At 32.7% G+C, this 25,088-nt stretch carries 17 protein-coding genes, 1 other RNA gene and 1 riboswitch; all 18 genes read right to left on the reverse strand.

Going from position 1 to position 25,088, the window contains the following annotated elements; translation table 11 throughout:
* Nucleotides 1-171 precede the first annotated feature (171 nt).
* Nucleotides 172-528: a transfer-messenger RNA gene (ssrA, locus tag BN1075_RS21115) on the reverse strand.
* Between the two features lie 570 nt (nt 529-1,098).
* Complete coding sequence (locus BN1075_RS08180) at nt 1,099-2,004, reverse strand: DUF1002 domain-containing protein (protein ID WP_040192635.1); 906 nt, start codon at nt 2,002-2,004, stop codon at nt 1,099-1,101.
* Between the two features lie 219 nt (nt 2,005-2,223).
* Nucleotides 2,224-2,691 (reverse strand): SsrA-binding protein SmpB, encoded by a 468-nt coding sequence (gene smpB, locus BN1075_RS08185; protein ID WP_040192636.1) that lies wholly within the window; start codon nt 2,689-2,691, stop codon nt 2,224-2,226.
* A 195-nt stretch (nt 2,692-2,886) separates the two neighbouring features.
* The gene (locus BN1075_RS08190) at nt 2,887-4,053 is read right to left on the reverse strand and encodes an iron-containing alcohol dehydrogenase (protein WP_040192637.1); all 1,167 of its coding nucleotides are present in this window, start codon (nt 4,051-4,053) and stop codon (nt 2,887-2,889) included.
* A gap of 390 nt (nt 4,054-4,443) precedes the next feature.
* Nucleotides 4,444-6,624, reverse strand: a complete 2,181-nt coding sequence (rnr, locus tag BN1075_RS08195; RefSeq protein ID WP_040192638.1) for a ribonuclease R — start codon at nt 6,622-6,624, stop codon at nt 4,444-4,446.
* Nucleotides 6,625-7,206: 582 nt separating this feature from the next.
* Nucleotides 7,207-7,923 (reverse strand): pseudouridine synthase, encoded by a 717-nt coding sequence (locus BN1075_RS08200; protein ID WP_040192639.1) that lies wholly within the window; start codon nt 7,921-7,923, stop codon nt 7,207-7,209.
* 112 nt (nt 7,924-8,035) lie between these two features.
* On the reverse strand, nt 8,036-10,042 hold the full coding sequence (locus BN1075_RS08205; protein ID WP_040192640.1) for a triple tyrosine motif-containing protein: 2,007 nt from the start codon (nt 10,040-10,042) through the stop codon (nt 8,036-8,038).
* A 233-nt stretch (nt 10,043-10,275) separates the two neighbouring features.
* Nucleotides 10,276-10,734: a YaiI/YqxD family protein gene (locus BN1075_RS08210; RefSeq protein WP_040192641.1), complete on the reverse strand. Its 459-nt coding sequence runs from the start codon at nt 10,732-10,734 to the stop codon at nt 10,276-10,278.
* A 4-nt stretch (nt 10,735-10,738) separates the two neighbouring features.
* On the reverse strand, nt 10,739-12,094 hold the full coding sequence (locus BN1075_RS08215; RefSeq protein WP_040192642.1) for a glucose-6-phosphate isomerase: 1,356 nt from the start codon (nt 12,092-12,094) through the stop codon (nt 10,739-10,741).
* A gap of 34 nt (nt 12,095-12,128) precedes the next feature.
* Entirely contained in the window at nt 12,129-13,151 is a 1,023-nt protein-coding gene (locus BN1075_RS08220; RefSeq protein ID WP_040192643.1) for a calcium/sodium antiporter, read from the reverse strand.
* A gap of 68 nt (nt 13,152-13,219) precedes the next feature.
* Nucleotides 13,220-13,894, reverse strand: a complete 675-nt coding sequence (locus BN1075_RS08225) for a hypothetical protein (RefSeq protein WP_040192644.1) — start codon at nt 13,892-13,894, stop codon at nt 13,220-13,222.
* Nucleotides 13,895-13,907: 13 nt separating this feature from the next.
* Nucleotides 13,908-14,978: a hypothetical protein gene (locus BN1075_RS08230; protein WP_040192645.1), complete on the reverse strand. Its 1,071-nt coding sequence runs from the start codon at nt 14,976-14,978 to the stop codon at nt 13,908-13,910.
* 118 nt (nt 14,979-15,096) lie between these two features.
* Entirely contained in the window at nt 15,097-15,234 is a 138-nt protein-coding gene (locus BN1075_RS21545; protein WP_156132776.1) for a hypothetical protein, read from the reverse strand.
* A gap of 421 nt (nt 15,235-15,655) precedes the next feature.
* A complete protein-coding gene (gene guaA, locus BN1075_RS08235; protein WP_040192647.1) occupies nt 15,656-17,197 on the reverse strand; it encodes a glutamine-hydrolyzing GMP synthase in 1,542 nt (513 codons plus the stop codon).
* An 11-nt stretch (nt 17,198-17,208) separates the two neighbouring features.
* Nucleotides 17,209-18,663, reverse strand: coding sequence for an IMP dehydrogenase (gene guaB, locus BN1075_RS08240; protein WP_040192648.1), 1,455 nt, complete (start codon nt 18,661-18,663; stop codon nt 17,209-17,211).
* A gap of 170 nt (nt 18,664-18,833) precedes the next feature.
* A riboswitch (purine riboswitch) is annotated at nt 18,834-18,932 on the reverse strand.
* 260 nt (nt 18,933-19,192) lie between these two features.
* Nucleotides 19,193-22,459 carry a VWA domain-containing protein gene (locus BN1075_RS08245; RefSeq protein WP_040192649.1) on the reverse strand — a complete coding sequence of 1,089 codons (3,267 nt, stop codon included), beginning with the start codon at nt 22,457-22,459 and terminating at the stop codon, nt 19,193-19,195.
* A 35-nt stretch (nt 22,460-22,494) separates the two neighbouring features.
* Nucleotides 22,495-23,040, reverse strand: a complete 546-nt coding sequence (locus BN1075_RS20720) for a type II secretion system protein (RefSeq protein ID WP_052406470.1) — start codon at nt 23,038-23,040, stop codon at nt 22,495-22,497.
* Nucleotides 23,022-25,082 carry a hypothetical protein gene (locus BN1075_RS08255; protein ID WP_040192650.1) on the reverse strand — a complete coding sequence of 687 codons (2,061 nt, stop codon included), beginning with the start codon at nt 25,080-25,082 and terminating at the stop codon, nt 23,022-23,024. Before BN1075_RS08255 ends, BN1075_RS20720 begins: the two co-directional genes overlap by 19 nt.
* Between the last annotated feature and the right edge of the window lie 6 nt (nt 25,083-25,088).

Here is a 25,088-nt window from a genome sequence, read left to right on the forward strand (position 1 = left end):
ATATTTTCTATTATTTGTAGAAAAATTATTACTATACAAAAATCCCCAAGACCTAGTCTTAGGGAATATTTAATATTCTCATCAATCTTATTCTTATATAACTTCTTTATCTATTTTTAAATACAACAAAAATAAACCCACGAAAATCAATTTAGATTTTCGTGGGTTTCATGGTGGAGGCGATGGGAATCGAACCCATGTCCGAAAGCCATACCACACAGGCATCTCCGAGTGCAGTTCCTATTTTAACATTCCTTCCGCAGAACCCCTAGGAACCAGGTTTCTACTTCAGTAGCTTCATAAATTCCGTCTCATGGTCAAAGCTTTCCATGATGCGGTTCCCCACTAAATGGCGCCTTATCCTAAGCCGTGGGCCTCAAAGGTAAGACGAGCGGCTATATTAAGCTGCTAACGCGAAATTATCTTCTGCGTTTATCTTTATTCCCATAGTTTTTTAAAGCGGGCCCATGAGTTCCCTCTACTCGCTTCCCATATGTCACGTACCCCCGTCGAAACCAGTACGCCCCCATATTAGGTAGTGGTACTCACAAGTGATCACCACGTAAACTTATTATAAACAATTAACCTGTTTATATCAAGTAAAGTTTTGTAAATTTTTTATGGTGTTATTGGATAGATTTCCTGTTACGTTCTTACTGGTAATGTATCCAGCACTAACTATTATGCCCAACTAATGATTTATAAAACACAATTACTCTTTCTTTACTTCTTTACAAACACAACAGCCTTCATATGGATGAGCTTGTACCCATAATTTATTAGAAGCAACTTTACATTATTTTTCATCATTAGCGCATTTTAAACTTAACTTCTTTACATCCTCTGGCCTTTCTAAGGCCGTAGAGTAGACCCCTGACTTATCAACTACTCTATTTAAACATTCTGTATTATCTAATTAAAATTCTTCTCTTCTTTTTTATTGATTCGTATCTATATATACTCATATATTATTCAACTCACTGACTTTTAGTACCACCGTCAGTACTTTTTTAAACAGATTTGAAATTCTACACATACTTCATAATCAATAAAAAAGACTTAAAGGATTTGCTCCCTTAAGTCTCATAATTTAATATTCTAATTTTCACCTTGTCCAAAAATTGAGCTTACAAAATCTTTTATCCAGTTCCAAAGCTTCTCAAAGAAACCTGTGTCCTCTAAGTATTTTCCTAAGGCAGACATATCTTCTTTAAACTTATCCGCTGCTTTATTTAGTGTATCCTTAACCTGGCTGTAATCTATATCTAAGTCATTAATATCAGACATTAGAGTAACAACTCTTGCCTTCATATTTTCGCTTATTTCTACCCCATATTTTTCTGTAACTTCACTAACTACTTTCGCAATTTGATCTTCATTATCTGGCTTTTCTTTAATAACTGCTGTTTTTATTTCATTTATCATGGCAGTAGCTTCAGTTTGTCCAACTTCATCTGCTAAATCTAAAGAAACTTCTATCTCTTCTGCAGCAGCCTGTTTGTTTTCTGTTTTAAGCTCTCCACCCATGATTTTTTCTGCTCCTGCTAAAATACCTGCAAGGGCTGATTCTCCTGTTACTGCAAAAGGTGCAGATGCTATAACCTCAGCATTTAATATTCCTGATGTTATTAAAGCATTTGCAAGCATGTCATCAGTTACTAAGGTTAAATTATTTGACTTAACATTTACTCCATTTTCCTTACTAACAAGCTTAACATATGCACTTGAATACCAGCCTCCAGTAAAGTTACTAAAGTCGTTAGGGTCAAGTCCTAGCTGTTTTATAGCCACTTCATTATCAACATAAGTTGCTTCCACGCTATCTGGAGCTTCAAAGTATTTTCTAAGCTGTGCTTCCTGAGCATCAGTTAAATCTACACCAAAACTTAATATTTCTCCTGAAGGATACTCTCCTCCCCTTGCTGCAAAGGCAGTTATAGGTGTTGAAAGACATAGCATAGTACTTAAAGCTATAGCTATTTTCTTTATATATCTCTTTATCATCTTTAATTCTCCTTACATTTCATATTTTAATCCCATAGTATATGTTTTAATTATATATTATATTTAAATAAAAATGCTATTTAGTTTTAAATCTTAAGAAATTCGTAAGCAAAACCCTCAATCTGTGGTTAATAACCCTCATTTGCAAATTGAAATGCATATAAAATTTCAATATAAAAAAGCACTGATACAGCAGTTACAGCTCATCAGTGCACAGAATTATTTCATTCTTTCCTTCATTTGTCTGTCTATATCTCTCTTGGCTGCTTTTTCAAGCATTGCATCTCTCTTATCGTAATCCTTTTTACCTCTGCACACCCCAAGATTAACCTTAACTTTTCCATCCTTAAGGTATAAGCTTAGAGGAATTAATGTGTATCCCTTTTGAGACGTATAGCCTAAAAGCTTCTCTATTTCTCCTTTGTGAAGAAGTAATTTTCTTTCTCTTAATGGATCTCTGTTAAAGATATTACCCTGTTCATATGGGCTGATATGCATATTTTTGATGAATATCTCTCCATTTACTATATCAGCATAGCTGTCTCTAAGGTTAGCCTTACCGCCTCTGATAGATTTAACTTCAGTTCCAACTAAAACTATTCCAGCTTCCATAGCTTCTTCTATAAAATAATCATGTCTTGCTTTTCTATTTTCTACTAAAGTCTTAGTACCAAGTTTCTTAGCCATAATTTCACCTACTTAATTTATCATTTCTTATACATCTTTTATTATTGACCTGAATAATCACTTTTAGTTTATTATAACATATTAATTTAGAATGGAAAATCAAGTTTTCATGTAAAAAAACTCCCCTATGAGCTCAGCATTCTCATAGGGGAATAAGGATGGATATTTTTGGGTCTATATATGAAATTTACTTGCTTATAAATTAACTTTTGTTCCGTAGTAAGTACATTCAAATAGCTTAGCCATTGTTTCTGCATCTATTTCTCTAGGATTTGAACCTGTACATGCATCTAATACTGCATTTTTAGAAATAAACTCAAGGTTAGCTTTGAAGTCTTCCTCTGAAATTCCATATTCCTTCATTGAATGAGGAATGTTTAACTTTGTATTTAATTCATTAATCATACTTATTAATGAATCTGTCAATTCTGCATCTGTAGCTCCTTCAAGCTTTAACATTCTAGCTATATCTGCATATCTATCTTCACACTTAACTCTGTTGTACTGAATTACGTATGGTAAGAAAATAGCATTTGCACATCCATGTGGAATATGGAATACAGCTCCTGTTTTATGTGCCATTGAGTGAACTATTCCAAGAAGAGCATTTGAGAATGCCATTCCTGCTAAGCATTGAGCTTCATGCATTAAGTTTCTTGCTTCAACATCTCCGTTGTAAGATTCAACTAAATTATCTTGAACCATTTCAATAGCTTTTAATGCTAATGGGTCAGTAAAATTTGATCTTAAAGATGCTGTATATGCTTCAATAGCATGAGTTAATGCATCCATTCCAGTATGAGCAGTTAAAGTTTTAGGCATAGTTTGTGCTAAATCTGGATCAACTATTGCTATATCTGGAGTTATATTAAAGTCTGCTAATGGATATTTAATTCTCTCTGTATAGTTTGTTATAACTGAAAATGCAGTAACCTCTGTCGCTGTTCCACTTGTTGATGGAATTGCTACAAATTTCGCCTTTTGTCTAAGCTCTGGTAATCCAAAAGGAACTACAGCTTGTTCAAAAGTAAATTCAGGATACTCATAGAAAATCCACATTGCTTTAGCAGCATCAATTGGAGATCCACCTCCCATTGAAACTATCCAATCAGGTTCGAAGTTTCTCATTGCTTCTGCACCCTTCATTACCGTCTCCACAGATGGATCTGGTTCAACACCTTCAAAAATTTGAACTTCCATTCCAGCTTCCTTTAAGTAATCCTCTGCTTGTTGTAGGAATCCAAATCTCTTCATTGAACCTCCACCAACAACAATCATAGCTTTCTTTCCTCTTAGAGTTTTTAATACCTCTAATGAGCCTTTTCCGTGGTAAATATCTCTTGGTAATGTAAAACGTGACATGAAACATTCCTCCTCACTTAAACCTATATAAAACCATAATATACTTATTTATTGTTATTTGTTTAACAACTACAAATTTATTATAACATCTTTATAAAAAATTACCAGAGTTTTTGTTAAATTTTTATCTATTTAAATTAAATTTAACAGGTTCTTAACTTTTTATTTTTAAATCTTAATATTATTACTTTCTTAAGTATATTGTTGACTTTAATAGTTATTCCAAAGATTTTGTCCTTTTTCCTATTATTATTACATTGATTTAATATATTTCCATAAGATTATTTACTTAATCTATGTATTTTTTTTAACAATTCTATTAACTAATAGCTTGCTTTATCTTAACAAACTTCTCATAAAAAAACTGCCTCATTACAAGGCAGTTCCGAATTATATTAATTCATTTATGTCTATAGATATTTCCTCATGTACATCCTGTTCTTGTTCTTCTTCCTTAACAATTTCAAAGTAAATCTCATGGGCATCAATATCAACCTTAGAACATCTAACCTTAACTTCATCACCAAGTCTGTAAATATTCTTAGTTCTTTCGCCAATTAAGCATAGATGTCTTTCATCATAGTTGTAATAATCATCATGAAGCTCACTTATATGAATTAATCCCTCAATGGTATTTGGAAGTTCAATAAACATTCCAAAGCTAGTTACTGATGAAATTATACCTTCAAATTCCTCTCCGATTCTTTCCATCATATATTCAGCTTTCTTCAAATCATCAACTTCTCTTTCAGCTTCGACTGCCATTCTTTCTGTGTCAGAGGACTGTTTTGAAGCATCGACAACAAAGGTACGAAGTTTCTTTTCTCTCTTAGGGTTTAACCCACCTTCCCTTAGTATCTCTTTAATTATCCTATGGATAACTAAGTCAGGATATCTTCTGATTGGAGACGTAAAGTGACAGTAATATTTAGCTGCAAGACCAAAGTGACCAACACAAACTTGAGAATATTTAGCCTTCATCATACTTCTTAATAATAAAGTACTTACTACTGTTTCCTCTTTCTTACCTCTAACCTGCTCTAATATCTTTTGCAAGTCCTTTGGATGAATTTCATCTTCCTTAAGTCTTACTGGATATCCAAGGTTATATGCAAACTCACTAAAGTGTATTAGCTTCTCCATATCTGGATCTTCGTGAATTCTATATACAAATGGTGAATTCATCCAGAAGAAATGCTCTGCAACAGTTTCATTACAAATCAGCATGAACTCTTCTATAATTGTATTGGCAATAGCTCTTTCCCTTAATTTTATATCTACAGGCTTACCATTTTCATTTAAAATGATTTTGCATTCTGCAAAGTCAAAGTCTATTGCACCTCTGTTCATTCTCTTTTTATTTAAAATCTCAAACAGCTTACCCATGTTTTTGAAATCTTCATGAAGATATTTATATTTTTCAATAGTCTCTAGATCTTCATCTCGAAGAATCTTTGTTACATCAGTATACGTCATTCTTTCCTTTGTCCTAATAACACTTTCAAAGATATCATGATTAACCACCTTACCATTAGAAGGGTCAATCTCCATAAAGCAGCTTAAAGCAAGCCTATCGACTCTAGGATTTAAACTACACATACCATTAGAAAGCTTCTTAGGAAGCATTGGAATAACTCTGTCTAGAAGATATACTGAAGTTCCTCTTTTAAAGGCTTCTTTATCTAAAGGATTTCCTTCTTTTACATAATGAGATACATCTGCAATGTGTACACCCAACTTATAATTACCGTTTGGAAGTATTTCAACTGAAACTGCATCATCAAGGTCCTTAGCGTCTTCACCATCAATAGTAACTGCAGTAATATCTCTTAAATCTATTCTTCTATCAATTTCACTCTGAGGAATTTCTTCTGAAATTTTTGCTGCAAAATCTTCAACCTCCCTTGGGAATTCTTCAGGAAGATTATGTTTTTTGATGATAGTTAAAATATCAATTCCCCTATCTCCCTTTTCACCAAGGATTTCAACAATTCTTCCCTCTGGGTTTCTTCTCATTTCAGGCCAGCTTGTAATCTCAACAACAACAATCTGTCCTGATTTAGCTCCATTTCTGTTTCCTTTAGATATAAATACATCTTGTGCAATCTTTCTGTCATCAGGAACAACAAAACCAAAGCTTTTATTATCTTCATAAATTCCAACTAATTTTTTGTTTTTTCTTTCAACAATACGGATAATTTCACCCTCACATTTTTTACCCTTATTTTCTTCTCTAAGGATTTTTACAAGGACAATATCATTGTTCATTGCACTATTTACATTACTGGCAGGAATAAAGATATCTGGTCTGTCATCATCTAAGATAACAAAACCAAATCCTTTTGCATGAGCCTGAAATACACCCTTAACAATTCCCATTCTGTCAGGAATTCCGTAAAGCTCCGCTCTGTTTTTTATAATAATGCCTTCCTTTTCCATATCATCTAAAATCTTTTGAAAATCCTTAGACTCTTTTTTATTTATACCAAATATTTTAGATAGCTCTTTAAAGCTCATTGGCTTATAAGCCTGTTCTTTCATAAAGCTTATTAGTACTTCTCTTATTTTCATAATTCACAACCTTCCAAGGTTCATCTAAAACTGAACCCTCTATAATAATTCTCTTTATTAGTATTACTCTTTCATCTCATATTTACACAAATATTAATAATGCGTAGAAATCACCGCTTTTCTTACGCTAAAATCCTTCTTCTAAGTAACAACAAAGGAGTTCATTTTTATTATATACTATATATGTTAACTTTATAAGTTCATTACCAATTTTTTAGTTAATAATTCCTATTACTGTCTTTACGTAAACCTGCTTCATTTTAAATTCCTATATATTTATTTTAATTCTATTTACTTAATTTCAATTTTACATAGAAAAAAACTCTTTGGATAATTCCAAAGAGTTTTTTTGTACCACTTATGTGGCATAGCAAATCTTACATAAACCGAAGTATAACCCTTGGGGAAGGTTACACTTAAAATAAATAAAAAGGGGTTATTTATTTCTATCTACAAGATTATTATATTCCTAGTTTTTCGCTCCTTCAAGTGAATTTACAGTGAAGTTTTTTAAGCAATTATTAATAATTGTTAAAAGAAAATTACAATTTCCAAAAAACTCACATTTTATTCTACAGTGTTCTACAGACTCTTTAACATCTCAAGCTCTGCTTCTGTTAATTCTCTGTATTCACCTTCCTCCAGGCTCTCATCTAACTCCATTGGTCCAAACTTAACTCTTTTTAAGTAAACTACAGATTTATCTAGAGCTTCAAACATTCTCTTAACTTGATGGAACTTTCCTTCTTGTATTGTAACAAGAACTTCTGAACCATCTTCTGTAGCGCTTATTATTTCTAAATCTCCAGGCATACACTTGTAGCCATCATCTATTGTTATTCCACTTTTGAAAGCTTTCACATCACTTTCATCTACTGGCTTGTTTATTTCTGCATAATAAACCTTATCCACGTGATTTTTAGGAGCTATAAGCTTATGATTTAACTCCCCATCATTAGTTAATAGTAAAAATCCAACTGTATCCTTGTCTAATCTTCCCACTGGGAATGGTTCAAATACTTGATATTCTGGATCAAGCAGATCTATCACTGTCTCATCATAATTGTCGAAAGTTGCACTTACAACTCCTGCTGGTTTATTTAAAAGAAGATAAATAAACTTTCTGTAGTTAACTACTTCTCCATTTATCTCTATTACAGCTGTTTCAGGATCTATTTTCATAGAGCTGTCCTTAGCAACTTCTCCATCAACAATAACTAAGCCTTTTTTACAGCTTGCCTTAACTTCTTTACGGCTTCCGTAACCCATATTTCCTAATATCTTATCTAAACGTTCCATAACTTCACCTCATAACTTTATAAAATATATATTACCCTATTCCTAAAAGCAAATACAACCCCAAAGCAAAAATTGACCCCTGAACACAAGTCCAAGAGTCAATAAAACTTCACTAATTACACTCAACTTCTATTATATCATAATCATCATAAGCTTCCTTACTGTATCCACTCTTGCAAAGGGCTAATATCTTATAATACCCTTTATAAAAAGCCATGAAGCCATAGTAATCCTTTTTACTATATTTTTGAATTACCTTCCACTCACCTTGTTCCATCAAATAAAACTCATAAAGATTATCTCTTCCGCCATCACACTCAACCTTAAAGGTCACATTTTCATTTATCCTTATTTCTTTATTATCTAAAACTATTTTTGCATTTGTAATTGGAGGTCCTTCCATTACTCTAAAGGTAAGCTCCTTCTTGCAATCATATTCATTGGTACTTAAAATGTTTTTGCAGTACACCTTAACTGTATAAACACCTGCACACCTTGGGACCAACTTAAATTTTTTATTATTAGAATACTCTTCAGTCTCAACAAACCTTCCATTTACCTCAACACAATATTTAGCTAAAGTATCTTTAGTATTTTCTGTTACAACTTCTAACTCTATATCTTCTCCCAGAACATAGGTATCCTTCTTTTCTGTTAACACATAGTCAATTTTAGCAGCAATGAATTTTTTACAATCAATGCTAATCATGGAATGGACATCATAGGTTCTCTTAGATTTTGGATGTTTAACCCTTACCTCAAGAATATGCTTACCAACCTCCGTTGGAATGAAGGTCATATTATCTGCCTCATCATATTCCAAGTGGAAAACTTCATTATTGTCCTTTCTAATAATGAATTCATATAAAAGATTTTGACCACCTGTTGCATTTACCTTTATATTTAAATGCTCATTCAATAAAACCTGTTTTTTATTACTAAGCTCAATTTCCTTTATAAATATATTTCTAGTAAAGTCCTTATCGATGGTAAAATCCAAGGTAGCCTTTTCTTCATATTCATCCATACAAGTTTTGTCCTTAACCAAGACCATGGCCTTGTATATTCCACTTGCCTCTGGAAGCCATCTATAACTATTATTTTCTGAAAAACTAGAGCTCTCATTTAAATTACCATCTATTATAAACTTGTATAACAGATTATCTCCGCCAGAACATATGGCTTTAAATTCTATTGGTGTTTTCTCTATTTGAGGTGAGCTTAAATCAGAAGTGAAACTTAAAATTTTAACAGGCTTATATTTCACAACTTCATAGTGTATCTTAGCCCTATCATCAAATTTCTTATGGGAATACATGTCCTTAATAGTACATAAAAGTTTATACTTTCCTGGAATTATTTCTACAAAGGTAATGAGTCTTTTACTTGAGAAATCTTGAATTAAATGTACATTCCCACGTTCATCAATTTTCTCAAACTTATACAGCAGAACTCTGCTTTCATCATAACTTGCTTCAGCTTCAAAGGTTAATTCCTTACCTAGAATCAAATCATCCGTGAGACACCTTAAAGCATTAATCCTTACAAATTTCATTGGAAATACCTTAAATGACATTGTTTCAAAGTCATCAAACTGATTATCAGAGTCAATAGTCTTACATTCAACTAATAGCTCAACATTTCCTTCTACATTTGGTACAAAGCTAAGCATGGTATCTAGTGAATAATCCTTGATTAAACTCCACTCCCCATCTTTTTTAATTAAATACTTACATAGAAGTGGCAATTTGTTTGGAACAACAGTAACCTCTAATTTTTCTCCCATTCTAAGCTCGCTGCTGCTTAAAATAATATCTTTAATAAGCTTTTCATTTATACATCCAATAACGTACTCAATACGAGAAGTAAAGTCATGGGACTTTTTACTTTCAGGCATCTTCGATTGAACCATTATCATATATTTCCCATCTTCATTAGGAGTCCATACAGCCTCACACTCTTCATTAAAATCTCTTATAGTCTGCCAGCTGCCACCATCACATTTAACTAAAAATCTATATAATAAGCCTTCTGCAATCTTATTTTCAATATTAATTTTTATTTCAGAGCCTTTGTCTTGAGGACTTGGTAGGCTTGTACTAATTATCATTTCATTCATATGTATACCCCCTAACCTAAGTTCTTTCTTCCTATTTTCTACATATCAATGTATTTTCCTATGATTTACATAACTATATTATACTACAATGCCATATTATGTAACAACACCGCTTTCTATTTTCTTCCAATAATAAATAAGACAAATTATATAAAAAAACTCACTTGTAGTTTATTTTTCTACAAGTGAGCCTATAAATTTTGTTTTTACAATAAATTATTCAGTTTCTTCTTTTATACGTTTGTTTCAGAATCTCTCAAGCTTCTCTCTACAAGTCTGATAAGATTCTCTCTAAGGCTTGCATTGTCATCTTCACTACGCTTTTTATGCTTTCCAGTCTTTCCACCACTTCTTCTTACCTTTGCACTAATATGCCTTTCAAAGAGCAGTTTATCTATATTATTCTCTGAGAAAATATATCCTCTTGGACTGATTGCATAGGATTTTTTCCCCAGTACCATGGCAGCAACTCCATAATCTTGAGTTACAACAATATCTCCTTTTTTAGCTTCATTAGCCACCTTCATATCAACAGCTTGAAATCCGCTGTCCATCACGATGACCTCACCATATTCAGAAGTTATAACGTGGTGAATATCACAATAAATTTTCAATGGAACATTGTAAGACTTTGCAACTGATTCAATTATGTCTCGGCCTGCACAGCCATCTCCATCAACTATAATAGCCATTCTATTACCTTCCTAATTTATTTAATAATGTTTTTTGTAACTCCTCATAACCTGGCTTTCCAAGAAGTGCAAACATGTTTTTCTTGTATGCTTCAACTCCCTCTTGGTCAAATGGATTGATTCCTAATAAATATCCTCCGATAGCACAAGCTTTTTCAAAGAAGTATATTAACTCTCCAACAGCTGCTGGTGTTAATTCACTCATGTTTATTTGGATGTTAGGAACTCCTCCTTCTACGTGAGCAAGAGCAGTTCCCTCCATAGCATTCTTATTAACAAAATCTATTGTTCTGCCAGATAAGAAGTTAAGTCCATCCACATTCATAGTATCTTCTTTTATTGTCATTTCTATAGGTGCTTTTTCAACATTTACAACTGTTTCAAAGATATTTCTCATTCCATCTTGAATATATTGTCCCATAGAGTGAAGATCTGTAGAGAAGTTAACTGATGAAGGGAAGATACCCTTTCCATCTTTACCATGGCTCTCACCATATAATTGTTTAAACCACTCGCCCATGTATTGAAGGCATGGCTCATAGTTTACTAATATTTCAGTAGTTTTTCCCATTTCATATAATAAATGTCTTGCAGCAGCATATTTGTAACAGATATTACTGTTGACATCTTCGTCAACATAAGTTTCTCTTCCTTTTGCTGCTCCTGCCATTAATTCATCTATATTAATTCCCGCTACAGCAATTGGTAAAAGCCCAACTGGCGTTAAAACGGAGAATCTTCCCCCTACATTATCAGGAATTACGAAAGTCTCGTAACCTTCTTCTGTTGCAAGGTTTTTAAGTGCTCCTCTTGCTTTATCTGTAGTAACAAAAATTCTATTTTTTGCTTCTTCTTTTCCATATTTATTTTCAACAAGCTCTTTAAGCACTCTGAAAACTATTGCTGGCTCTGTAGTAGTACCTGATTTAGATATTACGTTAACCGCAAAATCTCTATCTCCTATTACCTTTAATAGCTGTGATAAATAAGTTGAGCTTATGTTGTTTCCTGCAAAATATATTTCTGGAGTTTCTCTGTCTGATTCTGATAAGTTATTATAAAAAGTACCTGTTAAAGCTTCTATAACAGCTCTTGCTCCTAAGTATGAACCACCAATTCCAATAACTATAAGTACCTTTGAGCTAGCTTTAATCTTTTCAGCAGCTGCCTTAACTCTTTCAAACTCATCCTTGTCATAATCCACTGGAAGGTCAAGCCATCCTAAAAAGTCATTTCCTGCCCCGCTTTTTTCATGTAAAACCTTATGAGCAACAGCAACCATAGGTTTTAAGTTATTAATTTGCCCCTCACTTACGAACCCTTCAAGGTTTCTCATATTTAAACTTACAGCATTTCTCATACTAATCCCCTCCTAAAAAATACGAATTCATATATTATAAAGTAATAAATAAGAATCCTATGTAAAACACATATACACTAAGTAACATAGCACCATTCTTTTTAGTATATTTTCCATAGGTTGTTATTGGAAGAATAACTAACAGCATAAGTACTAATGCCACTGGTATATCTAATAATATAGTTTGATGGAAGTTAATAAATTTTCTTCCGAAGAATTCAATATTTCTTGATGTTAAACTCAATCCATCTTTGGAAATTATACCACAAGTTGATACTATCATCACGATGTTTAAAATATTAGCTCCGATAATATTTCCTACACCAACACCACCTTGCTTTTTAGAAATGGAAGTTAATGCAGTTACAAGCTCTGGAAGAGATGTTCCAAGAGCAACCACTGTTAAACTGATTATTGCCTCTGGAACTGCAAAATACTTTGCAATAATTTGGGCATTGTTAACTAAAAGATTAGCTCCCACTATAATAAATAAAGTTCCTACAATAAACATAATAATATTTTTAGAAACCTCTTTTTTATTAAGCTTTGCCTTTACAGATTCCTCTACCATCGTAGACGCTACTTCATCATTAATTTCCAGTGACATCTGTGCTTCCTTCTTGTTTTGAATTATGTAATAAACAAGAATTCCAGCTAGCACAGCACCTTCAATCCTATTTATATTTCCATTAGTTGAGAACAATAATAATAACACTGTTGATGCAATCATTAAAAATGCTTTAGACATAAATGATTTCTTTTCAACCTTAACAGGCATAATCATCATTGATATTGCTAATATAAGTCCTGTGTTGCATATAATTGAACCTATAGCATTTCCTATGGCTATCTCTGGTGAACCACTTACCGTTGCTATGGTAGAAACGAAAAACTCTGGTAATGTAGTTGCCAAACTAACAACAGTTGCACCTATTATAATATCAGGTATTCCTGTTACCTTTGCCATCCAAATTGCTGCATCCACGAATAAATCTCCGCCTTTAATAATAATTACAGCCCCTAAAATAAATAATATAATTGGTAAAATTATTTCCATAATACTCCCCCTATCCACTATAGTAGTATACAATATCACGAAAATTCTTTCAAATATTTGTTAGTTACTTAAACCGGTTTCATGTAAATTTTATCCCATTTATAAAAAATATTTAGCTCTTCATCCAATCCATCTACACGTATTATAGGTGCAGCTCCTGCCTCACTTATGTAATTATAATGAGTATTTTCACCCAGCACTATATTTACAATGGCAGCATCAGTAAAATTAAGATTAATACTCTTTATAATTGGAGTATTAATTACCCCATAAATCATGGTGCAGCTAGGAATGCTCTCCTTTCTAAATTCAACTTCATGGAGAGTAAAAGGCTCACATTTATTAATTTTATCAACTGCTTTAAACAAGACCTCATCATTCTGTGAAATTTGACAGATACCTTCATATCCCTCTTCTCCAGCTTCATACATAAAGATAGCAATGGTGCTATCATCAAAGGTGCTTTTTGATAATATTTCTATATTTAAGTCGTTTAAGGCTAATTCCTGGGAAATAATAGCCATAAGCTTTTCTTCAAATCGCCCTGCTGCTTCATTATCACTCAATTTATTTCCCATTTCATCAACTTCTACACACGAAGACTGAAAATTTCCTGTAGAAACATAACCTTTTCTAACCTCTTCATGGGTAACAACAAGCCAAACAATCAGAAACATTCCTATTGCCAGTAGCACTAAGTCTACTTTAGTTTCTAGGTCTAATTTCCACTTTTTCTTTTTCACATGAATCAACTCCCTATTTGTATTCTGCAGCATACCATTCATATCTTGCTGCATATTCACCATCTATTTTTTCTGAATCATAAAGTCTGAAAATTATATATTGGGTCCAGTTCATTCCTGGTTCTACAGCTAAGGATAAAATCAAAAAGGTCGCTCCGAAGGAACCGCTTACCGTAAATATAACTTCATTCCTAGCTTCTGCTGGAAACTCTTCTCCGTTACTAGAAGGCCTTGAAATAACACCTCCTGTACTATTTGCTATATTAACAATTCCATAAGAGGACTGACCACCTCTTGCATATTTTATGATTGATGTTCCATCACTTCCTAGCTGATACTCAGTATATAAATAAACCTTTGAAAAAGATAACCCTGATTCAAAGGACCATTCGCCCTCTCTCCAGCCAATATTGTCATAGGCATAGGTAATGCCATCATCCATGATAGCCTCTTCATATCCAAGCTTTACAGGCTTATAAGCATCCTTCTTTTTATATCCTTTTAAGAGATTTCTTAAATTCTCTAATGAAGCTTTATTTTTTCTTTGCAAAGCTCTCTCCCTTTCAGCTCTTTCGCTGCTTTCTTTAACTCTTGTATCATAAGAAATCTTTGAACCATCAGGATATATAATTTCAAAGGCAGCTTTATCCGAAAAGGTGCTTATAACCTTTTCAGCATACTCATAACCATTAATTAAACTATCTAAAGACTTCATTGCCTTCTTTAAAGCTCTCTTATCACCTTCTAAGATTTTTTCTCTATAGTAGGTCTTATTGATTAAAAATTCATGGTCTGGTATATCCTCAACATCCTTATCTATTAAAAGCTCTATATTTTCCGTCTCTAGCTTCCTCACAAGGTTATTTAGCATTATGTAGTACTCTGCATCCTCTCTCTTAATACCTTCCGCTATAAGCTCATTAACTTCTTCTGATATATCCATTCTTTTAACCTCTAAGCAAATCTCCTTAATCCTCTCCTCATTTTCCATTGAAATGTCATCCTTCGCCAACACTGATGAAGAAATATTAATAACTAAAACTACAACTATAGTAAATAAAATAACTTTGTATGATCTTCTCACTTAATTCCTCTCCTAGTTGTGACTTTTACATTATTATTCCTAAAACTCCAGTTTCCAATCACAAAAATAAAAAATACCCTAAGCTTCAGCTGAAGCTTAGGATATTTCTTAATATATATTATTTATTAATTGCAATTTCTATTGATGGTCTGTTATAACTTTCTTCTTTCTCTTTATTTTCTCTTTTATTTATTGATGCTTGAGCTAAAAGAGCTCCAATAAGTACACAAATAATTGATACAATAGCTTTTTTCATGTTTTTTCCCCCATATATTTTAATTTACGCCTTATGTCTATTATAGTATTGTAAAAATCTTAAGTAAACTTCTATTCTTGCTTATTCACAAAAGTTAAAAAAATATCCCCAACTAATCTCTTAGCTGGGGATATTTTGGGTGTGATTTTATTTAAACATAAATAATTATGTGTAAACCCATTTATTGGAATCTCCTTCTCACATACGTTCGAATGAATTCTCAAAGAGTAAGTTCGAGATACTAAATCAAAGATTTAGACTCTCACTTAAATTCCACTTAACCAAATAATAGATTTGAAATGTCATTTATGGAGGCTAAACACTTAAGAGGATAGCAATCTCCTCTCAAGCTATTTAGCGATGTTAACTATTTTTTAGAATAGGAAGCTATCCTTCCTTTTATAACTGTTAAAGTCAAATTTTACTCAAATTCTATTGTTGCTGGTGGCTTTCCTGTGCAATCGTAGAATACACGGTTAACCCCTTTTACTTCATTTACTATTCTAGTAGTAACCTTTCCAAGTACTTCCCATGGCAGGTCAGCAGATTCTGCTGTCATGAAGTCACTTGTTGTTACTGCTCTTAATGCTACTGCGTAGTCATAAGTTCTTTCGTCACCCATAACTCCTACAGAACGCATATTAGTTAAAGCTGCAAAGTACTGTCCTATTTCTTTATCTATTCCAGCTTTTACAATCTCTTCTCTATAAATGTAATCTGCATCCTGAACTATTCTTACCTTTTCAGCAGTTACTTCTCCAATGATTCTGATTCCAAGACCAGGACCTGGGAATGGCTGTCTGTATACTAATTTTTCAGGTATTCCAAGCTCTAGACCAGCTTTTCTAACTTCATCTTTAAATAGTAGTCTTAATGGCTCTACTATTTCTTTGAAATCAACGTATTCAGGAAGTCCGCCAACGTTGTGGTGTGATTTTATTACTGCAGAGTCGCCAAGTCCGCTTTCGATGATGTCTGGATAAATTGTTCCTTGTACTAGGAAGTCAACTGTTCCAATCTTCTTTGCTTCCTCTTCAAATACTCTGATGAACTCTTCTCCAATGATTTTTCTTTTAGTCTCAGGATCCTCTACTCCAGCAAGAGCTGTGTAGAATCTCTCTTGTGCGTTAACTCTTATGAAGTTTAAGTCATATTGTCCTTCTGGTCCAAATATAGCTTCAACCTCATCACCTTCATTCTTTCTTAAAAGACCATGGTCAACAAATACACATGTTAATTGCTTACCAATAGCTTTTGATAAAAGAACTGCAGCAACTGATGAATCAACTCCACCAGATAGTGCACATAGAGCTTTACCATTTCCAACCTTAGCACGGATTTCTTCGATAGTTTTTTCAACGAAAGAATCCATTTTCCAATCTCCAGCGCAGTTACAGATGTTATAAACGAAGTTACTTAACATCTTGTTACCCTCTTGAGTATGCATTACCTCTGGGTGGTATTGAACTGCATAAAGGTTCTTCTCTTCACACTCCATTGCCGCTACTGGACAAACTGGTGTATGACCTATTATTTTAAAGCCTTCTGGTGCTTTTTCTATATAATCAGTGTGGCTCATCCAACAGATAGTTGATGGTGAAACTCCATCAAATAATTTAGATGTAACATCTACATTAACTTCTGTCTTACCATACTCGCTTACAGGTGCAGTTGCAACCTTTCCTCCAAGCATGTGAGACATAAGTTGTGAACCATAGCAAATTCCAAGTACAGGAATTCCTAATTCAAATATAGCTTTATCGATAAGAGGTGAATCCTCACCGTAAACGCTATTTGGCCCACCTGTGAAAATTATTCCCTTTGGATTCATTTCTTTAACTTTATCTACAGATATTGTGCAAGGATGAACTTCACAATATACATTGCATTCCCTAACTCTTCTTGCTATTAACTGGTTGTATTGTCCACCAAAGTCAATAACTAATACTAATTCTCTATTCATAAAATTCTCTCCTATTGTCCTACACTGTAGTTTGGTGCTTCTTTTGTTATTGAAATATCGTGTGGGTGAGACTCTCTGAATCCAGCAGATGTTTGAATTACAAAGTTTGAAGTCTCGTATAATTCCTTAAGAGTTGGTGCTCCTAAATAACCCATTCCTGAACGTATTCCTCCAACTAATTGGTATATTGTATCAACAACAGTACCCTTAAATGGTATTCTTCCTTCAACACCTTCTGGTACAAGTTTCTTTCCTTCTTCTTGGAAATATCTATCCTTACTTCCTGCTGCCATAGCTCCTAGAGAACCCATTCCTCTATAAACCTTGTAGCTTCTTCCTTGATATATTTCAATTTCGCCTGGTGCTTCTTCACATCCAGCAAGCATTGAACCCATCATACAAACCTTAGCACCTGCAGCTAGTGCTTTAACGATATCTCCAGAGTATTTTAAGCCTCCGTCAGCAATAACTGGAACCCCATAAGGCTCTGCAGCCTCAACACAATCCATAACAGCTGTTAATTGAGGAACTCCAACTCCTGCAACTACTCTTGTAGTACAGATTGATCCAGGTCCTATACCAACCTTAACACAGTCTGCTCCAGCTTCGATAAGGGCAACTGTAGCTTCTGCTGTTGCAATGTTTCCTGCTATAACCTGAAGCTCTGGGTATTTAGCTTTAACTGACTTAACTGCATCTATAACCCCTTTAGAGTGTCCATGAGCTGTATCAATTGTTATAACGTCAACGCCAACCTTGTAAAGAGCATCAACTCTATCCATTATATCCTTTGTAACTCCAACAGCTGCTCCACAAAGAAGTCTTCCGCTCTTATCCTTTGCAGCATTAGGGAACTTTATTGCCTTTTGGATATCTTTTATTGTTATTAACCCTTTTAAGTTGAAGTTTTCATCAACTAAAGGTAATTTTTCTATCTTATTCTTAGCAAGGATGTTCTTAGCATCTTCCATGCTGATTCCTTCGTGTGCAGTTACTAAGTTCTCACTTGTCATAACTTCACTTACTTTTTTAGAATAATCAGTTTCGAAAGCTATATCTCTGTTAGTAATAATACCAACAAGCTTTCCTCCCTCTGTAACAGGAACCCCTGATATTCTATATCTAGACATGATCGCTAAAGCATCACTTATAAGATTATCTTTTCCGATTGAGAAAGGATTTACAATTACTCCGTTTTCTTGTCTCTTAACAGTTTCAACTTCGTTAGCCTGTGCTTCGATAGACATGTTCTTGTGGATTATTCCGATTCCACCTTCTCTAGCCATTGCAATTGCCATTTTGCTCTCTGTAACAGTATCCATTCCTGCACTCATAAGAGGTAGGTTTAACTCTATTGTCTTAGTTAAGTTTGTTTTGAAGTTAACATCCTTTGGTAAAACCTCTGATTTATTTGGAACTAATAATACGTCATCGAATGTGTAAGCTTGTTTTAGTATTCTTGCCATAATTAAAAATCCTTCCCTTCTTCTTAAAATTTGTGTCAACTCTTCATATACATATTGTACTTTACCCTAGAGATAAAAAAACATGCTGCCTACTTCACAGCTCAACCCAAGCTCCTAATAAAGGAGTATTGTTAAAACTACAAAGCAAAAGCAACATGTCCATATAATATATAACACGTTCTTTTACTCATAGTCAGAAATTTATCGGTTTCCGGTAGAGACTCCTTGCCATATTCAAGGTATATATGAGTTAATCACTATTTAATTCTTAATTTATTATACCTATTTTATTTAAATTCTACTGTTTTGTCAAGAGTTATTAAACAGTAATTTTCTGAAATTTGTCGAAGTTTAGATGTTTACTTAATACATTTTGTATACTCATGCAACAAAGTATAATAAAACTAAAAATTTATACAATTATAAACATTTCCAATTGTATATTGTGAATATACATTAAGATGCAAATTTCTCTTGCATTATATAAATGAAAGCTTACTGCTTTAAGTAAAGCAATAAGTTTTTGAGACTAGAATAGGTTTGGTATACCATTTTCTCCAATAATTAATTTTAAATTTTTACTGCTATCATAGCCTATAATTTCAGCAGTCATTTCAATAGTGTTATATTGATTACCTTTAGGCTCATATTCATAAATGAATATATACTTACCTTCTGATCCCTGCTTAAAATTAATATAGGATTCAGTTACCTCGAATAAATCATTTGATACTTCACTTAAGATATTTTCATCGCTCAATCTATACATTTTAACATTAATGTTTTGCATGTTTATATCTTCTCTATCACTTATGATTCTAACCTTTGTATCCTTATGATTCACTTCAACAACTACTCCAATATTTAACTTCATATCGTTTGATATCTTTATTGAGGATGAACCTTCACTGGATTTAAGTAAGTTTTCACTATCCCCTAAATAGATACCATGATTTAAAATCTTACTTCCACCAATAACATTTATCGTAAGGTTTTCTTTTCCTTTCCCTTGAAAATATATCGTAGAAGCTTCTTCTAACTTTAAAGTTATATCATTATAATTATAGAAACAATTAATATCTTGAAGAGTATATGTACCCGGCATTTTACCTGATACCTTTAATGCTACATCAATTCTATCAGCTTCATATACATTTCTCTCTCTATTTAAATTATATATTATCGGTTGTTTAAGTTCGATTTTTATATTCTTATCCTTTGTAACAACATCTTCATTCTGAGCGAAAATAACTTCATTAGAAGCTACTTCTTTAATATCTAATCCACTCGGAATTACATCTGTTATTGTAAAGTTTTTTATATAGATATTCTCTTGTGGAGATGCAGAACCAGATTTATATATATCATTTACATTAATCTCTGTTGGTATAATACTATATTTAAATTCAAATTCCTCACTTACTATAGCTTCATTGATAGAAATTGAACGTTCTACATTTATCTTTTCATTAATATTAAACGGTCCATATATTCCTGATTTCAATATTACTCCATTATTGCCACATTTATATGCAATATAATACCTTCCGGCTTCTTCTGGGAATGCTACCCCCTTAGCTCCATTAAATACATTTGTAGCAGATTCCCCTGGTTCATTACTCTTAGATGGATATAATGTGGTTCCATCTATATTAGTCCAATAACTTTGCCATCCGTAAGTTGGTTCCTTGCCTGCTTCCCCAGACACAAACTTATATTGCATTCTAAATTCAGCCCCACCACCCCAGTTAAAATACTCTAGGTGTAACGGATAATACTTGCCTGCCTCTAGATATATTTTTTTACCACTTGTCGTAGTAATTGAGCCTTGAGGTTTAAAAGAATTTGCTATCTCGATTGTTTTTCCTCCGACTGTTAACCAGCCTGCTGAACCATCATCTGAAGTTAACGCAAATTGATACCATCCTGTTTTTTCTGGACTGTAATATCCCCAGAACTTAGATGCTTCCTTATAATCATTTCCATTTACAGATGCAATTGTCATCTGATTCATGAAAAGTGTTTTAGTTCTCCACCTCTTTTTTACAACCCCATTATTAATATAATCTATCCATTCTCCATATTCATTTGGTGTGGTTGCAACTCTTGTTGACTTTGTATATATACCATCCAATGGTGTTCCAAATACCTTATTTCTATCTGACCAAACTTTATCGTCTGAAAGTGCTGGTAAATCAGAAACATTATATTCCCTTTGAGTTAAATTACCTTGATTCTCAACATCAACATCTTCATTTATGGTATCCATAGTTAAATCTATATTCTTCCATGCTGCTTCATCAATATTGATAGAATCAATATTTTCTGTTGTATTTACAAATTGATATTGCAACAAATCTATAGTTTCCTTAGTTGTGTCCAACTTAATATTTGCTTTAGCGCTTCCAAATAACCTATATTCCTGGTTTGTAACACCATTTAATATCTCTTTGTTATACTCTATTCCAGCGGGAGATTGATCCTTTGTATTATACCTATCATTTATATCTCCTGAAGAATCCGAAACCTGTATTGTAATAGGTATATTTTTATCTTCACCAACCACAACTTTTATAGGCTCCACAGTTATGAATCCTGGTTTATTATTAAACATATACTCTATTTTAGAACCATTAAATATATCAACTTCTCCAACTTTATTGCACTTCATTTGGAAAGTAAACTCAACTGGTTCTGCCCTATATATATTTGTGTCCATCTCTTTAATATATGTTATATCTGGTATTGGAATTTTATTACCCTCGTATTCAATCTCAAAATCAGTAGAAATTTTTGTATCAAACTGAATATTTGTAACGGGATATGAGTCTAAAATTTTATCAGCAATTTTATTAAATACAGAATCTATTGCTCCATCACTAGTTAGAAATAAATTTGTAACATCATTACTTAATGAATTATGAATTTGAGTAATTCTACCTTCTCCTGTAGAATCAAGTCCATAACCTATGCTAAATCCATTGTATCCTTTATTTTTTATAATATCAGCTACAGACTTTGCATACCCTAAATCTCTTAAATCATAGGTATCATCGGAACCATCTCCACTATTGTAACTTCTACCTCCGCTCTCCTGCCCTATATCCATATAGTAATTATTATTGTAATCAGTCCTCGTGTAATAAGTAGGAATACCATCACTCATCAATATAACAGTTTTATTAGCTTTAGGGTTTGTATCACTACTATTGGTTAATAAGTAGGCTGCTCTCCTTAGCCCCTCACCAGTATTGGTTCCACCACCAGCCTCTAAGCTTCTAACTATACTTTTTAACCCATCCACATTACTAGCTTCAATTAACTTACTTCCATTTATATTCTTAATGCTTGCACCGCTTGAAAAACTTACAATCCCAATATTTAAATTTGGCACTTTTTCCATTTTATCAATGAATTTATATGCTGCATTTTTTAATGCATTCATTTTAGTATCCTTATGCTTTCTCTTATTATCATGTTCTATACATCTTGTCCCAACTGGCACATTAGTACAATCTGCATCTATTTTATCTCCCATACTTCCTGATGTATCTAACACTAATACAATTTCTTTAGGTAAGTCTTGAAGTTCAAATGGATGAGGTGTAATTTTACCATTAACAGTAACTGTATTACCTACTACAACCGGATTTGGGTTAACTGACATACTAACATCAAATGAAGGTTCACTTGCCATAGCTGCATTAGCACTATATGCTGTAGCTCCTATAGCCATTATAAACATAGATGCAACAACTCCTATAAGAACTCTTTTATTCTTAAAAAGCTTCTTCATTCACTATCCCCCTCCTTAATTAAAGATTACATATCTTACTGTTTACTATTTCTAAATAAAAAGCTATCTTTTACAGAATATGATATGTCTTTCTTCTCCAAAACAAGTTCAACTGTGATATTTTTTTTCTTATCTCCATACACAGTTATATTCTTAAGATTCTCACTTAAAATCTTGTCATCTCCACTTCCATCTCCAAATAAAATTTCCTTCCCTGTAATAATAACTCTACCTTGTTCATTAAAATTTGATTCTCCACCCTTAACTGTAAATACAATATCTCCGTCCTCTACTGTAGCGAACCTTAATGTTGAATCCCCTTGTTGATATTTTGCTTCTGTAGCTTCCATTGCATATTTAGATATTTTATTCATAACCTCTTTTGCCTCATACTGCAAATCAGCTTTAACTTCAACCTTGTCCAAAGTCCTTTTATTAGAAAAGAAAAATGAAAATACTAAAGCAGTAATTACTCCTATTAGTCCTAGAGTTATTATAAGTTCAATTAATGTAATTCCATTTTTTCTTTTACCCTTATCCATGGCATCACTACCCTTATTCTTTATTTTACTAATGTCCATTTTCCTCTAGTAATTAAATCTTGCACCGTCATATTTACCTCTGTGTCTACTTCTGAGCTTGTGCTAAATATTAATTTTATTATTTCATCTTTTAACCAGTCTTTTAGACTATACTTAGCTCCAATATTTCCACTACAATTTTCAATATTAATTTCACCTTGCGAAAAAATAGTTGCATTTAATTCATATAAATCTCTGCAAACAACCTCACCTTTAGTAACTATTAGCATATTATCAGTACTTTTCAACGAGTTATTCCCAACTTGTCCACCTATTTTAACACTTACATTTCCACCGTTACCTTGCTTAGTTATTTCAATTGTGGATCTCTCATCGCTATTTAGTATAACAGTCAAATCTTTTTTCCCCTGACTGACTGTAAATATTCTAAACTTATTCTTATTACTATTATCAGCAATAATTTTATCTACATTTGTCCAATTTATCTGACCTTCAACAGTATATAGAGGTATTTTCTTTGCCTCATCCTTATACTCTATAATTTTTCTATTAAATTCGTCATCTCCATAGATTGCGTCTTCTTTTTCTTTTCCCATATAATATACTTCTTTAACATAGTCATTTTTAAACTTCGCTATTTCAGTAATCTTATCACCTATATCATAGGATTTAATCTCACCTTTTGATATAAAGGCACCAGCTGTATAAGTTTCCTTTGGGAAACTTATATTACTTTTTCTTATACTTGCATTAAATTCATCTTCAGCATAATCAATGAAATGCTCTTTTTTATCACTAATATCCATTTCTTTATACTCATATACTGTATTTCCTTTTTCATCTTTAACTACATTACCATTAGCATCTTTCTTTTCAACTAACTTCTTTGTAATTAGAACTAATGGATCAAAATATTCATACTGAGACTCATTATAATTTCCATTTACAGGTGCAGTGTATGCTTCATAATTTCCCTTTAATGCTACTGACTCTCCAGTTTGGTATGGAGTTGAAGTGTTAATATAAGCTGCTCCCATGATATATGCAGATGTTCTAATATCAATTTTGGCATTATCTTTTGGCCATTCCATTGAATTTATTATTATTGAACTTGAGCCACGCGCCATCTCATTCATCATATCTAGATTATTTTTATCAATAGTATTAACATCATTAAATCCATAGAAATTTCCCATAGTTACAATGGCATCTTCACTATCAATCACCAAGTCATTAGCTAAATATGCACTAAGTTTATCACCTGCTAATGAGTTTTTTATATTTTTGATATTATTTCCTTTGCCGACAAAAATATTTTCAGCATATATATTTTTTTCTTCAGTATCTACATTGAAGTTCATTTCACTATTTAATAATTTTACATTTGAAGCAGTTGCTATATCATTACTAACTTTAACCCTACTATTTTCAAGGATAACTCCACCATCATATTTTTCATTTAATGTAATTGCCGTATTTCTTATTGGCATAGTTCCTTGAACCCATATATCTCCATTGACACTTAAATCACTACTATTCTTTACAAACAAATCCTTATCTGTTGCTAATGAATACTTGGTTATTCCTGATAGTTCACCCTTATTAATGAAACTTATATCAGGTGTCTCAATATCATAAGCAACACTTACAATTCTATTAACATCATCCTTTACATAAGTTGATATTAACAATACTTCCTTCACTGACTTTGAATTCTTTGATTTTGTTTCTACTTTACATGAAACAACCGGTTTAACATCTGTACCTACAACATCATATTCGCCAGCTACCTCACTAGGTAAAATATTAATTATGTATTCATCATATGCATCCTGAAATGCTTCTCCCTCTACTGTTTGTGCAGTTTCAATAGCTTTATTTACCTGTTTAACAAGCTCTATGTATGCCATATCTAGACCAGCTTCTGCAGAATATAAATTCTGCACTCTTTTATTTTCTGTAATTCTCATCTTATAATTAGCTGTAGTTACTGCTAACATTGATGATCCTAAAATAGTTAGGATTCCAAATATGGCTATTGTTAATAACATCGATGATCCTTTAGTTTTACGCCTTCCCATTATAAT

The organism is Clostridium culturomicium (assembly GCF_000821305.1).
GTDB lineage: Bacteria > Bacillota > Clostridia > Clostridiales > Clostridiaceae > Clostridium_J > Clostridium_J culturomicium.

Coding starts and splice junctions, on each gene's coding strand:
- BN1075_RS08180 (WP_040192635.1), bottom strand. CDS start 2,004: ATGATAAAGAGATATATAAAGAAAATAGCTATAGCTTTAAGTACTATG.
- smpB (WP_040192636.1), bottom strand. CDS start 2,691: ATGGCTAAGAAACTTGGTACTAAGACTTTAGTAGAAAATAGAAAAGCA.
- BN1075_RS08190 (WP_040192637.1), bottom strand. CDS start 4,053: ATGTCACGTTTTACATTACCAAGAGATATTTACCACGGAAAAGGCTCA.
- rnr (WP_040192638.1), bottom strand. CDS start 6,624: ATGAAAATAAGAGAAGTACTAATAAGCTTTATGAAAGAACAGGCTTAT.
- BN1075_RS08200 (WP_040192639.1), bottom strand. CDS start 7,923: ATGGAACGTTTAGATAAGATATTAGGAAATATGGGTTACGGAAGCCGT.
- BN1075_RS08205 (WP_040192640.1), bottom strand. CDS start 10,042: ATGAATGAAATGATAATTAGTACAAGCCTACCAAGTCCTCAAGACAAA.
- BN1075_RS08210 (WP_040192641.1), bottom strand. CDS start 10,734: ATGGCTATTATAGTTGATGGAGATGGCTGTGCAGGCCGAGACATAATT.
- BN1075_RS08215 (WP_040192642.1), bottom strand. CDS start 12,094: ATGAGAAATGCTGTAAGTTTAAATATGAGAAACCTTGAAGGGTTCGTA.
- BN1075_RS08220 (WP_040192643.1), bottom strand. CDS start 13,151: ATGGAAATAATTTTACCAATTATATTATTTATTTTAGGGGCTGTAATT.
- BN1075_RS21545 (WP_156132776.1), bottom strand. CDS start 15,234: ATGAAAAAAGCTATTGTATCAATTATTTGTGTACTTATTGGAGCTCTT.
- guaA (WP_040192647.1), bottom strand. CDS start 17,197: ATGAATAGAGAATTAGTATTAGTTATTGACTTTGGTGGACAATACAAC.
- guaB (WP_040192648.1), bottom strand. CDS start 18,663: ATGGCAAGAATACTAAAACAAGCTTACACATTCGATGACGTATTATTA.
- BN1075_RS08245 (WP_040192649.1), bottom strand. CDS start 22,459: ATGAAGAAGCTTTTTAAGAATAAAAGAGTTCTTATAGGAGTTGTTGCA.
- BN1075_RS20720 (WP_052406470.1), bottom strand. CDS start 23,040: ATGGACATTAGTAAAATAAAGAATAAGGGTAGTGATGCCATGGATAAG.
- BN1075_RS08255 (WP_040192650.1), bottom strand. CDS start 25,082: ATGGGAAGGCGTAAAACTAAAGGATCATCGATGTTATTAACAATAGCC.